Raw genomic sequence first — 12,880 nt, 5'->3', positions numbered from 1 at the left:
GCTCGTGGTGCCCTGCAACGAGGCTAGGGTGCGGGCGGCCGGTTTCCCGTGATTGCGGTGCCGATCCGCAGGTGTGTCGCGCCCTCGAGGATCGCCTCGGCGTAGTCCCCGCTCATGCCGGCCGAGATGTCGGTGGCGCCGGGCTCGAGCGACACGACCCGTTCGGAGATCGAGCGGAGTCGGGCGAAGGCGGCTCGGGGCTCCTCGTCCAGGGGCGCGACCGCCATCACACCCCGCAGCCGGATGGTCCCGGTGGCCAGCACACGGGTCACCATCGCCTCGACGTCGTCCGGCTGCACCCCGCCGCGGCCGGGGTCGTCGGTGAGGTTGACCTGCACGAATCCGTCGATGACCGGCGGCTCCGGCTCGGCCTCGGTCGGGGCGAACGCGTCGACGACGGAGCCACGGTCGAGCGACTGCACCACCTGGGCGTACCGCCGGGCCTGGCGGGCCTTCTTCGACTGCAGCTGCCCGACGAAGTGCCAGGTCAGGCCGAGGTCCGCCAGTTCGGCGGCCTTCGCCTGCGCCTCCTGGTGGCGGTTCTCCCCCACGTCCGTCACGCCGAGTGCGGCGAGCTCGCGCACGAGTGACGCCGGGTGGTACTTCGTGACGACGACGAGCGTGAGTTCGTCGGGTGAGCGCCCTGCGGCGCGCGCCGCGTCCGCGATGCCGCTCCGGACGGACGCAACGCGCGCCTCCAGTCCGTTGTCGTGAGACGAGGCGGACGGGAGGCGCGTGTCGGCTACCAAGGGTGGGCTACTTCAGGAAGTCGGGGACGTCGAGCTCGTCGTCGTCGTCGAACGCCGGGTCGGCGGCGCGCTGCACCGGCGGCTGGTGCTCCTGCGAGGCCCAGGACGGGCTCGACGTGGTGGAGTCCTCGATCGCGCCGGTCGAGGCGGCGACGGGCGCCGCTGCGCTCGACTCCGGGTCGACGTAGCTCGAGCGACGTTCCTTCTGCTGCTGCGCCGGCTCGCCGCCGTCGAAGCCCGCGGCGATGACGGTCACGCGGACCTCGTCGCCCAGGGTGTCGTCGATGACCGCACCGAAGATGATGTTCGCCTCGGGGTGCACGGCTTCCTGCACCAGACGCGCGGCGTCGTTGATCTCGAAGATGCCGAGGTTCGAACCACCCTGGATCGACAGCAGCACGCCGTGCGCACCGTCGATCGAGGCCTCGAGCAGCGGCGACGCGACGGCGAGCTCGGCCGCCTTGATCGCACGGTCGGCGCCGCGCGAGGAGCCGATGCCCATGAGCGCCGAACCCGCACCCTGCATGACGCTCTTGACGTCGGCGAAGTCGAGGTTGATCAGGCCCGGGGTCGTGATGAGGTCGGTGATGCCCTGCACACCGGCCAGGAGGACCTGGTCGGCCGTGGCGAAGGCCTCGACCATGGAGATGCCGCGGTCGCTGATCTCGAGCAGGCGGTCGTTCGGGACGACGATGAGCGTGTCCACCTCGTCCTTGAGGCCCGCGACGCCGTTCTCGGCCTGCGACTGGCGACGCTTGCCCTCGAAGCTGAAGGGCTTCGTGACGACGCCGATGGTCAGTGCGCCGATGGACTTCGCGATGCGCGCGACGACCGGTGCGCCACCGGTGCCGGTGCCGCCACCCTCGCCCGCGGTGACGAACACCATGTCGGCGCCGGCCAGGGCCTCTTCGATCTCCTCGGCGTGGTCCTCGGCGGCACGACGGCCGACCTCGGGGTCCGCGCCGGCACCGAGGCCGCGGGTGATCTCGCGGCCGACGTCGAGCTTGACGTCGGCGTCGCTGAGCAGCAGCGCCTGGGCGTCGGTGTTGATCGCGATGAACTCGACCCCACGGAGACCGAGCTCGATCATGCGGTTGACGGCGTTGACGCCGCCGCCGCCGACACCGACGACCTTGATGACGGCGAGGTAGTTGTGGTTCGTGGTCACGTCAGTCAGGCCTCCGGTAGAACCCTCAACCTCTACTTGAAGTTCAGGGGCAATGCTGGTAGATGTGGTGCTGGCTCCGACGCTACGGGTGCGTTCGGCGCAGTGTCGCCCCGCCACGCCGCGTGTCGCCGATCAGGTCCGGCAATTCAGTCCTTGGCACGGATCACGCCGTTGTCCGGTGCCGAGACGTCGTACTCGACGACGACGCCGGGGTTCCGCGCCGCGTGGTCCTTGACCAGCGCGGCGAGCAGTTCGGCCTTCGCGACCGAGTCGTCCGGGCTCCCCCACACGACGGTCGAGCCGTCCTTGAGCGTCAGGGTGACGTCGTCGGCCGTCGACCCGGCGACGCGCGTCACCTGGGACCGGACCGTCGAGGGCAGCGCCAGCACGACCTCGGTCATGGTGCGGAAGCTCGAGGACCCTAGACGCGCACGGGCGATGTCGGCGAGCGGCATAGTCGCCGGGCGCTTCGGCGACGACTGGACGACGATGCCCGCGGGGTCGACGAGGTCGAAGGTGCTACCGGAGCGCACCGCGACCACCGGCGTGCGTTCGGTGACCGTGACGACGAGCGTGTGCGGCGGGGCCTCTTCGGTCACGTAGCTCTCGATGAGCGGGAACCCGGCGACGTCCCGTTTGATCGCGTCGAAGTCGAGTCGGGCCAGGGGCGTGCCGATCTGGTCGGACAGGGCCTGACGCAGCGCGGACTCGTCGACGCGGTTCGTGCCCTTGACCTCGATCGTGCGGAGCGCCATCAACGGGGAGAACACCGCGACGAGGATCGAGACCCCGAGCACCAGGACGACGCTCGCCGCCGTGATCCACGCGGCGCGGCGGTGCCGGCTGCGCCGGGTGAACCGGCGGACCTCGGCACGCTCGAGCAGCCGGCGGCGCCGCTTCGCGATGCGCGCCTCGCGGGCGGTCTCGGCAGCGCGCACCCGCGCCCCGATGGGCGCCTCGGAGTGCTGGTCGGTCCGGGAGGCACTGCCCGCGTCGAGCACGTCGGTCACGGTCGCGTCGCGGTCGGCTCCACCGCTCGAGGCCGCTCGGCGTTCCGCGTCGCGGCGGTCGGCCTCCGGGTCCCGGTGGTCCTCGTTCGGCGTGTACTCGCGCAGGCGGTCGGCGACGGTGGAGAGCCCGGCGCCGAACCGGCGTCCGGCGGCACCGGCGAACGCACCGACGCGGTCCCGGTGCGGACCCGAAGTATCGGCGGCGGGCCGGTCCGCGGGGGTGGGCTCGGCGGTGTCGTCGACCGTCTCGTCGACCGGGGCGTCCGGGGCGGACGCGGGACGGGCCTCCCGGTCGTCGGCGACGCGTCCGCGGAACGGCAGCCGCGGCTTCGAGGGACCACGACGCTGCCGGGGCGCTTCCGCAGCCTCGGCCGGGGCGTCCCTGCGGGCGTCCCCCTCGTCGAACCCCTCGGGGCGCTTCACCGGGACGACGCTCCGTCGGTGCCCAGGGCGCCGAGCACCTGCGGGATGATCCGGTACACGTCGCCGCAGCTGAGCGTCATGATGATGTCGCCGTCACGGGCGACCGCGGCCGCGCGGGCCGCCGCTTCGTCCCAGTCGGGGAGGAACTCGACGCGCGACTGGTCGGCGAAGCGTTCCTGCACCAGGGCACCGGTCACGCCGGGCTCCGGGTCCTCGCGGGCGCCGTAGACGTCGAGCACGACCGTGTGGTCGGCGAGCTCCTCGTACACCTTGGCGAAGTCGCCGGCCATCAGGCGGGTGCGCGAGTACAGGTGCGGCTGGTGGATCGCGATGATGCGACCGTCGCCGACGACGTTGCGGGCGGCCTTGAGCGCCGCGGCGACCTCGGTCGGGTGGTGCGCGTAGTCGTCGTAGACCGAGACGCCGCGCTCGACACCGTGCAGCTCGAAGCGGCGCTGGGTGCCACCGAACGCCTCGAGCCCGCGGACCGCGTCGGCCGGGGCGACGCCGAGGCCGGTCAGGACCGCGAAGGCGCCGACGGCGTTGATCGCGTTGTGGCGGCCGGGCACGCGGAGGGTCAGGTGGTACGCCTCGCCACCGGCGCGGAAGTCGACCTCGACGCCAGCCGACTCGGTGATGCCCTCGATGCGGACGTCCGCGTCGACGGCCTCGCCGAACGTGACGATCTCGGGGGCGTCCTGGCGCTGGCGGATGCCGGCCGTGACCGTCTTCGCTCCGGCGTCGTCGCTCGAGATGACGACGCGCTCGCTCGCCTTCGCGGCGAACTCGACGAAGGCCTCGGTGAAGGCCTCCTCGCTGCCGTAGTGGTCCAGGTGGTCGGCGTCGACGTTGGTGATCAGCGCCACGGCGACGTCGTAGAGCAGGAACGAGCCGTCGGACTCGTCGGCCTCGACCACGAACAGGTCGCTGGACCCCGGGGCCGAGCTGGTGCCGAGGGACTGGATGACGCCGCCGTTGACGAAGCTCGGGTCGAGGCCGAGCTCGACCATCGCGGTGACGATCATGCCGGTCGAGGTGGTCTTGCCGTGCGCACCGGCGACCGCGACCAGGCGGTGCTCGGCGATCAGGGCGGCGAGGGCCTGCGAGCGGTGCAGCACGGGCAGACCGCGGCGCTGTGCCTCGAGGAGCTCGGGGTTGTCGGGCCAGAGGGCGCTCGTGACGACGATGGTGTCGGCCTCGCCGACGTTCGCGGCGTCGTGACCGATGTGCACGGTCGCGCCGAGGTCGCGCATCGTGCCGGTCGTCTCCGTCTCGCGGGAGTCGCTGCCCGTCACGCGGTGCCCGGCGGCGAGGAACATCCGGGCGATCCCGCTCATCCCCGCGCCGCCGATGCCGACGAAGTGCACCGTGCCCAGGTCGTCCGGGATCGGCTGGGTCAGGTCCGGCTTGATGGTCATCGTTCCTCCGTGGTGCTGGGGGCCTGCTTCGCGGCGTCGAGGACCAGGTCGGTCATCCGGTCGGCGCCGTCGCGGTGGCCGACACTGCCCGCCCGCACGGTCATGTCCGCGATGCGGGAGCGGTCCTGCAGGATGCTCAGCAGCTGGAACGTCACCCAGTCCTGGTCGAATTCCCCGTCGGCCACCAGGACGGCTCCCCCGGCGTCGACGACGTCCTTCGCGTTGTGGCGCTGCTCACCGTTGCCCACCGGGTACGGCACGAGCACGCTCGGCAGCCCGACGGCGGTCAGCTCGCACACCATGCCGGCGCCGGAGCGCGACACGACGAAGTCGCTCGCCGCGTACGCCAGGTCCATCCGGTCGCAGTAGGGCAGCACGTGGTAGCCGTCGAGGTCGCTCGGGCCGATGTCCGACGCGGCGCCCACGACGTGCAGGACCTGCCAGCCGGCTCCGACGATCGCGGCGGCGGACTTGTTGATCGTCCGGTTGATGCTCCGCGCACCCGAGGAGCCACCGGTCACGAGCAGCACCGGTCGGTCCGGGTCGAGCCCGAACTCGGTGAGCCCCTCGGCCCGGACGGCACGACGGTCGAGCGACTCGATCTCGCGACGGAGCGGCATGCCGACGACGCGGCCGTGACGCAGGCGGGTGTTCGAGAAGGTCAGGCCGACGTGCTCGGTGAGGAAGGCGGCGAGGCGGTTCGCCAGCCCGGGCTTGGCGTTCTGCTCGTGCACGACGATCGGGGTGCCGGTGCGGCGGGCGGCGATGTACGCCGGAGCGGCCGCGTAGCCACCGACACCGAGGACCACCTCGATCTCGTGGTCGCGGATGATCTGCTCGGTCCGCTTGACCGCCGCCTCGAACCGCTGCGGGAAGCGCAGGGCGGCTCCGTTCAGCTTCCGCGGGAACGGCAGGCGCGGGATCGTCAGCAGCTCGTAGCCGCGCATCGGGACGAGACGGGACTCCAGGCCCTCGGCGGTGCCCAGCACGAGCACCTCGGCGCCCGGCTCCCGCTCGGTCAGCCGGTCGGCGACCGCGAGCAGGGGGTTGACGTGGCCGGCGGTGCCGCCGCCGGCGAAGAGGTACTTGCTCACCGCAGTGATCCGTTCGTGGAGGTCCGGCCGAGTGGGGCGTTCGTCAGGCCGGGGTCGTTCTTGCCGGGCAGGTCACGGGCGAAGGAGAGCACGACGCCGATCGCCACCAGGGTCATGATGAGGGCCGAACCACCGGCCGAGATGAGTGGCAGCGGCACACCGAGCACGGGCAGCAGGCCGAGGACGACCGCGATGTTGATGAGCGCCTGGCCGATGATCCACGCGAGGATGCCACCGGTGACGGTCTTCACGAAGGGGTCGCGGGACTGCCGGATGATCTTGATCATGCCGACGGCGAGCACCACGAACAGGCTGAGCACCACGACGGCGCCGATCAGGCCGAGCTCCTCGCCGATGATCGCGAAGATGTAGTCGTTGTCCGCCTCGGGCAGCCACGACCACTTCGCCTTGGAGTTGCCGAGGCCGACGCCGAACACGCCGCCGGACGCGAGCGCCCACATGCCGTGCACGGGCTGCCAGCAGATGTCCTGGTACTGGCTGGTGTCGGTGCACCCGGACAGCCAGGCGCTGATGCGGGTCGAGCGCGAGGCCGAGGCCATCGTCACGAACGGCAGCATCACGGCGAACGCACCGAGGCCGACGAGCAGGTGCCGGGCGCGGACGCCGCCGATGTACAGCGCGCCGAACACCAGGATGAGCATGACCATCGCGGTGCCCTGGTCACCGCCGAGGACGACGAGCCCGAGCGAGAGCATCGAGGCGATCCCGATCGGGATGAACACCTCTTTCCAGTCGTCGAGCTTGTCCCGCTTGACGTAGATGATGGCGCCGATGCCGAGCACCAGGCCGAGCTTCACGACCTCGGACGGCTGCGCGGTGAACGACCCGAGTTCGATCCAGTTCCGGTTGCCCTGGATGTCGATGCCGAGCGGGGTGAACACGAGCAGCTGCAGGACGAGCGCCGCACCGAGCAGCCGCATCGCCCACTTCCGCCAGATCCGGGTCGGGACCCGGCTGGCGATGAGCATGAGCGGCACGCCGAGCACGGCGTACAGGCCCTGGCGGGACGCCGCCCCGAAGAAGTCGTGGGTCGCCGCGTACTCCTCGACGCTCGACGAGGACAGCACCATCACGACGCCGAAGACGACGAGGAACAGCGTGACGCCGAGGATCGTGTAGAAGGTGCTGGACTCCGCGACGAAGACGTTCTTGACGGCGACGATCGCGCCGTTCGTCCGTCGTGGGGTCGTCGCGGTCCGGCCGTTACGGCTGTTCGGAAGATCCGTCGGTGTCGTCGCCATCGACTTCTCCTCCCAGGTGCTCGTTGACCGCGGCTGCGAAACGCTGCCCCCGGTCGGCGTAGGAGCCGAACTGGTCGAACGACGCAGCCGCCGGGGCGAGGAGGACGGTGTCGCCCGGCCTCGCGACCGATGCGGCATGCCGGACCGCCTCGCGCATGACCTGATCAGTGTCCGTCGTCTCGACCTGGAGCACCGGGACCGTGGACGCGTGTCGCGCGAATGCCTCGAGGACCGGGGTCCGGTCGGTGCCGATGACCACGACGGCGCGGACGCCGGGGCCGAAGCGCTCGACCAGCCCGTCGACGTCGACGCCCTTGAACAGACCGCCGACGATCCACACCACGGTGTCGAACGACGCGAGCGACGCGGTGGCGGCGTGCGGGTTCGTGGCCTTGGAGTCGTCGACCCAGGTGATGCCGTCCGCCTGGGCGACGAGCTCGGTGCGGTGGTGGTCGGCGCGGAACGCCCGGACCGCCGACTGGATGGCGCTCGGCTGGACGGTGCCGGCACGGGCCAGGGCAGCGGCGGCCAGGACGTTCATGGTCATGTGCGGGCTGGCGAGCCCGGCGGCCTCGAGGTCGGCGATCGTCGACAGCTCGAGCGCGCTGTTGCGGCGGTCCTCGTTGAAGGCCCGGTCGCACAGGACGTCCTCGACGATGCCGACGTCACCGGGAGCGGGGACGCCGGGGGTGAAGCCGACCGCACGGCAGCCCTCCACCACGTCGGCCTCCTGCACCATCTGCCGGGTGGCCTCGTCCGAGGTGTTGTAGACGCACGCCATCACGGTGCGCTCGTAGACCTTGGCCTTCGCCGCGCGGTACGCCTCGGCGGAGCCGTGCCACTCCAGGTGGTCGTCGGCGATGTTCAGGCAGGCGCTCGCGAGCGGCACCACGGCGCCGTCACCGGAGGTCGCCGCGTAGTGCAGCTGGTGGCTCGAGAGCTCGACGACGAGCACGTCGTAGCCGACCGGGTCGCGGACGACGTCGAGCACCGGCACGCCGATGTTCCCGCACGCGACGGCACGCAGGCCGCCGGCCTCGTACATCGCGGTCGTGAGCTGTGTCGTCGTCGTCTTGCCGTTCGTGCCCGTGATCGTGATCCAGGGGGCCGCGACCGGGCCGCGGACGACCTTGTCGCGCACGCGCCAGGCGAGCTCGATGTCGCCCCAGACGGTGCTGTTCGTCACCGACCACTGCACGGTGGCGTTGTGCGGGGGCAGCCCCGGCGACACGATGACCACGTCGGGTGCCTGCTGCACGAGGGCGTCCGGCACGGTGTCGAGCGGCGTCTGCAGGAATCGCGCACCGATCACGTCGAGCAGCTCGACGCTGTCGGCGGGGGCGTCGGACGAGTAGACCGTCACCTCGCTGCCGAGCTCCACGAGTGTGTCGGCGACCGAGAACCCGGTGGCACCGAGGCCGAGGACGGCGACGTTGAGCCCCTTCCACCCCTCGGAGTACCAGCTGTCGAGGGGCTGGAGGCGGGACGGCGAGGACACCGGGTCAACCAACGCGTGCGATCCATTCGAGGTAGAAGAGTCCGACCCCCGCCGCGACGAAGAGCCCGGCGATGATCCAGAAGCGGACGACGACGGTCACCTCGGCCCACCCCTTCAGTTCGAAGTGGTGGTGCAGCGGACTCATCAGGAAGATGCGCTTGCCGTGGGTGATCTTGAAGTAGGCCCGCTGCAGGATGACGGAGCCGGTGACGATGAAGAACAGGCCACCGATGAGGATGAGCAGCAGCTCGGTACGGCTGAGGATCGCGAGGCCGGCCAGGGCACCGCCGAGGCCGAGCGACCCGGTGTCACCGAGGAAGATCTGCGCCGGCGAGGTGTTGTACCAGAGGAACCCGATGAGCCCACCGCAGACCGCGGCCGCGACCACGGCGAGGTCGAGCGGGTTCGAGACGGTGTAGCAGGCGTGGGCGGTGTTCGAGTCGAGCCGTGCCCCGCCGCAGATCTGGTTCGACTGCCAGAAGCCGATGATGACGTACGAGCCGATCGCCAGGATGCTCGACCCGGTGGCCAGGCCGTCGAGCCCGTCGGCCACGTTCACGCCGTTCGACGTGGACACCGTCAGCAGGACGATCCAGGCGAGGAACAGCACGGTGCCGATGACGGTGCCGAGCGCCATGAAGTCGAGCCACGGCACGTCGCGGATCGCCGAGATCATCGTGGACGCCGGCGGCTTGCCGTTCGACGTGGGCACGACCAGGGCGATCGTCGCGAAGATGACGCCGACGATGACCTGGCCGAGGATCTTGGCCCAGCCGCCGAGCCCGAGGCTCCGCTGACGGCGCACCTTGAGGAAGTCGTCGATGAAGCCGACGAACCCGAGCCCGACCATCAGGAACAGCACGAGCAGCCCGGACAGCGTGATCGAGTCGCCTCCGATCAGGTGGCCGACGAAGTACCCGATCACCGCACCGATGATCAGCACGATGCCACCCATGGTGGCGGTCCCGCGCTTGGTGTGGTGGGACTGCGGACCGTCATCACGGATGAACTGCCCCCACCCGAGACGGTGGAAGAGCTTGATGAAGGACGGGGTGAGCAGCAACGTGAACACCAGCGACGTGGCGCCGGCGATGAGGAGCGCGATCATTCGGTGACACCTCCGAGGCGGTCGCCGAGGAATCGCAGTTCGGCAGACTTCGAGGACTTGACGAGGACGACGTCGCCGGGGCGGAGCATCTCCTGCATGGCACGGACGGCGTCGTCGACGTCCTCGATGTACACGGACTCGCCGTCCCACGATCCCTCGAGGGTGGCGGCCTGGTGGATGGGCATCGCGCCGCGGCCGACGACCACGAGCTGTCCGATGCCGAGGCGGACGACGAGCCGACCGATGCGGTCGTGCTCCTCGACGGAGTACTCACCGAGCTCGGCCATCTCACCGAGCACGGCGACGGTCCGCTCCCCCGGTCGCACGATCTGCGCCAGGGTCCGCAGCGCCGCCGCGGTGGAGTCGGGCGACGCGTTGTACGCGTCGTTGATGACGGTGACGCCTTCGGGGCCGCCCTGGAGCAGCTCCATGCGCCAGCGCTCGGCGCGCGTCATCGACGCGAGCGCCGCGGCGCCGTCGGCGAGCGGGACGCCCCACAGGTGGGCGACGGTGAGCGCGGCGGACGCGTTCATGGCGTGGTGCTCACCCAGGATCGCGAGGCGCACGTCGACGTGATCCGGGCCTCCAGACAGGGTCGCGTCCGTCGGACGGTCGCCTTCGTGGCGGACGGGAGGCGCGGCGAGGGTGAAGCGGGTACCGCTGCGGTCCGTCTCGATGCCGGTGATGCGGTAGTCGGCGTCCGTCGACGTGCCGAAGCCGACCACGCGCGCGGCCGTCAGGTCGCGCATCGACGCGACGCGGTCGTCGTCGACGTTGAGCAGGGCCGTGGCGGTCTCGGGCAGGTCGGTGACCATCTCGGACTTCGCGCGCTGCGTCGCCTCGATGCCGCCGAACTCGCCGGCGTGCGCGAGGCCCACCTTGAGGACGACGCCGAGGTCGGGCTCGGCGATCGAGACGAGCTTGGCGATGTGGCCGACGCCGCTCGCGCCCATCTCGACCACGAGGTACCGGGTGTCGTACGTCACTCGGAGCATCGAGATCGGTGCGCCGACGTGGTTGTTGAACGAGCCCTCGGGCGCGACGGTCGCGCCGTGCTGCTCGAGGATCGTGCGGAGCATGTTCTTCGTGCTCGTCTTGCCGTTCGAGCCGGTGATGCCGACGACCCGCAGGGGTGCCGGGCGACCGTCGGCGTCGACGCGGTCCGCGGTGCTCATCCGGACGCGCGTGACGACCTCGTGCGCGAGCGCGGCGAGGGCCTCGTACCCGTCGGCGACGACGATCTGCGGCGCGGTCGTGTCCACGCGCTCGGGCGTGATCACCAGGGCGGCACCGGCGTCGACCGCTGCGGGCACGAAGCGTCGGCCGTCGGTGACCTCACCGGGGAGGGCGAAGAAGACGCTGCCGGGGCGGACCAGGCGGGAGTCGGTCTCGACCGAGCCCTCGACGACCAGGTCGCCGGGCTCGGCGACGTCGGTCGCCTGCGCGCCGCCGATCAGCTCGCCGCCGACCGCGGTGGCGATCTCGGCGAGGGTCATGGCGATCATCGGACGTCCTCCGCCGGACCGGAGTTCGGCTCCCAGCCGGCCTCGCGCAGGGCCACGCGGGCCTCGTCGCGGGCGGAGTACGGCGTGCGGACGCCCTGGATGTCGCGGTAGTCCTGGTGGCCCGGGCCGGCCCAGAGGATCGAGTCCCCCTCGCCGACCAGGCTCACGGCCGTGCGGATGGCGGCCTCGGGCGGGCTGACCTCGTGGATCTCGTGGTCGGGGTACGCCGCACGTGCGGCGTCGACCAGGGTCTTCCGGATCGACGCGGCGTCCTCGAAGCGGGGGTGGTGGTCGGTGACGACGAGGATGTCGCTGCCGGCCGCGGCCACGCGGGCCATGTCGCCGCGCTTCGTCGTGTCGCGGTCGCCGTCGGCGCCGAACAGCATGAGGACCTTGCCGGAGGTGAACTGCCGGACCGCGGCGAGGGTGTTCTCGAACGCGTCGGCGCTGTGGCCGAAGTCGACGTAGACGCTCGGGCCGTGCTCGCCGGAGACACGCTCGGTGCGGCCGGGCAGGTAGCACTCGATGGCGGAGACGCGGTGGGTCTCGCCGTCACGCTCGCTCGCGTCGTCCTCGTCGGGGTAGCGGCGGTGGTTGCTCTCCAGCGCGTGCGCGATGGCACCCAGCTCGAAGCCGCCCTCGACGAGCATGACGATCGCGAGTGCCGCGTTCGCCGCCATGTGCCAGCCGATCAGCGGCACACGGGTGGTCAGCTCACGGCCCTCGGGGCCGGTCAGACGGAACTCGGTGTAGGCGGCGTGTGCCTCGACGATGTCGACGTGCCACTCGGCCTCGACGTCGGGGTGCACGGTGATCGTGGTGACCGGGATGCGGGAGTCCTGCACCACGCGGTGGCCCCAGTCGGTGTCCAGCGAGACGACGCCGCGACGGGCGTGCTCGGGCTGGAACAGCGGGAGCTTCGCCTGGTAGTACTCCTCCATGTCGGCGTAGTCGTCGAGGTGGTCGTGCGACAGGTTGGTGAAGGCCGCGACGTCGAAGACGATGCCGTCGACGCGGTGCCGGCTGAGGGCCTGGGCACTGACCTCGACGGCGACCGCGCGGACCTCGCTCTCGCGCATGCGTGCGAGGAGCGCGTGCATCTCGCTGGCCTCGGGCGTGGTCAGGCGGCTCGTCACGCTGAGCGAACCGATGTGGCGCTCGGCGGTCGAGCTCAGGCCGGTGACCAGGCCGAGCTGCTTGAGGATGCCCTCGAGGATGTAGGACGTGCTCGTCTTGCCGTTCGTGCCGGTGACGGCGAACAGCTGCGGCAGGTCGGTGGCCTCGTCGGGGTGCGTGCGGTAGACCCACGCCGCGACGTCGCCGAGGGCGGCGCGGGGGTCGTCGACGACGAGCACCGGCAGCCCGGACGGCTCGACCAGTGCGACGCCGTCCTGGTCGGTCAGGACGGCGACGGCGCCGCGCTCGGCGGCCTCCGTCGCGAACTGTGCGCCGTGCCGGTTCGCACCGTGCACGCCGACGAACAGGTCACCCGGCTGCACCTCGGTGGCGCTCAGGGTGACACCGGTGGTCTCGATGCTGTCGACCGAGCCGACGACTCGCAGACCGAACGCGTTGGCGAGTTCGGAGACGGCCCTCGGGGTCGGGTGTTCGGGTCGGAGGACCGGGGGGATCCGTGCGGACAAGT

10 protein-coding genes are annotated in these 12,880 nt (G+C 71.2%); all 10 read right to left on the bottom strand.

What is annotated here, in order from left to right; translation table 11 throughout:
* Positions 1 to 23: 23 nt before the first annotated feature.
* A complete protein-coding gene (locus DEJ05_RS03910; protein WP_111030332.1) occupies positions 24 to 749 on the bottom strand; it encodes a YggS family pyridoxal phosphate-dependent enzyme in 726 nt (241 codons plus the stop codon).
* Between the two features lie 7 nt (positions 750 to 756).
* Positions 757 to 1,917 (bottom strand): cell division protein FtsZ, encoded by a 1,161-nt coding sequence (gene ftsZ / locus DEJ05_RS03905; RefSeq protein WP_027465251.1) that lies wholly within the window; start codon positions 1,915 to 1,917, stop codon positions 757 to 759.
* A 146-nt stretch (positions 1,918 to 2,063) separates the two neighbouring features.
* On the bottom strand, positions 2,064 to 3,350 hold the full coding sequence (locus DEJ05_RS03900; RefSeq protein WP_111030331.1) for an FtsQ-type POTRA domain-containing protein: 1,287 nt from the start codon (positions 3,348 to 3,350) through the stop codon (positions 2,064 to 2,066).
* Positions 3,347 to 4,768 carry a UDP-N-acetylmuramate--L-alanine ligase gene (murC, locus tag DEJ05_RS03895; protein WP_111030330.1) on the bottom strand — a complete coding sequence of 474 codons (1,422 nt, stop codon included), beginning with the start codon at positions 4,766 to 4,768 and terminating at the stop codon, positions 3,347 to 3,349. The genes DEJ05_RS03900 and murC overlap by 4 nt, the downstream gene beginning before the upstream one ends.
* Positions 4,765 to 5,862: a glycosyltransferase gene (locus DEJ05_RS03890; RefSeq protein ID WP_111109784.1), complete on the bottom strand. Its 1,098-nt coding sequence runs from the start codon at positions 5,860 to 5,862 to the stop codon at positions 4,765 to 4,767. The genes murC and DEJ05_RS03890 overlap by 4 nt, the downstream gene beginning before the upstream one ends.
* Entirely contained in the window at positions 5,859 to 7,124 is a 1,266-nt protein-coding gene (gene ftsW / locus DEJ05_RS03885; RefSeq protein ID WP_110864618.1) for a putative lipid II flippase FtsW, read from the bottom strand. Before ftsW ends, DEJ05_RS03890 begins: the two co-directional genes overlap by 4 nt.
* Entirely contained in the window at positions 7,087 to 8,622 is a 1,536-nt protein-coding gene (gene murD, locus DEJ05_RS03880; RefSeq protein ID WP_111030329.1) for a UDP-N-acetylmuramoyl-L-alanine--D-glutamate ligase, read from the bottom strand. The genes ftsW and murD overlap by 38 nt, the downstream gene beginning before the upstream one ends.
* A 4-nt stretch (positions 8,623 to 8,626) precedes the next feature.
* Positions 8,627 to 9,730, bottom strand: coding sequence for a phospho-N-acetylmuramoyl-pentapeptide-transferase (gene mraY, locus DEJ05_RS03875; protein WP_071405416.1), 1,104 nt, complete (start codon positions 9,728 to 9,730; stop codon positions 8,627 to 8,629).
* Positions 9,727 to 11,235, bottom strand: a complete 1,509-nt coding sequence (gene murF, locus DEJ05_RS03870) for a UDP-N-acetylmuramoyl-tripeptide--D-alanyl-D-alanine ligase (protein WP_111030328.1) — start codon at positions 11,233 to 11,235, stop codon at positions 9,727 to 9,729. The genes mraY and murF overlap by 4 nt, the downstream gene beginning before the upstream one ends.
* The gene (locus tag DEJ05_RS03865; protein WP_071405414.1) at positions 11,232 to 12,878 is read right to left on the bottom strand and encodes a Mur ligase family protein; all 1,647 of its coding nucleotides are present in this window, start codon (positions 12,876 to 12,878) and stop codon (positions 11,232 to 11,234) included. Before DEJ05_RS03865 ends, murF begins: the two co-directional genes overlap by 4 nt.
* Positions 12,879 to 12,880: the final 2 nt, after the last annotated feature.

Source organism: Curtobacterium sp. MCLR17_045 (genome assembly GCF_003234405.1).
GTDB classification, from domain to species: domain Bacteria; phylum Actinomycetota; class Actinomycetes; order Actinomycetales; family Microbacteriaceae; genus Curtobacterium; species Curtobacterium flaccumfaciens.
This window is presented reverse-complemented; position numbering and strand designations above follow the sequence as displayed.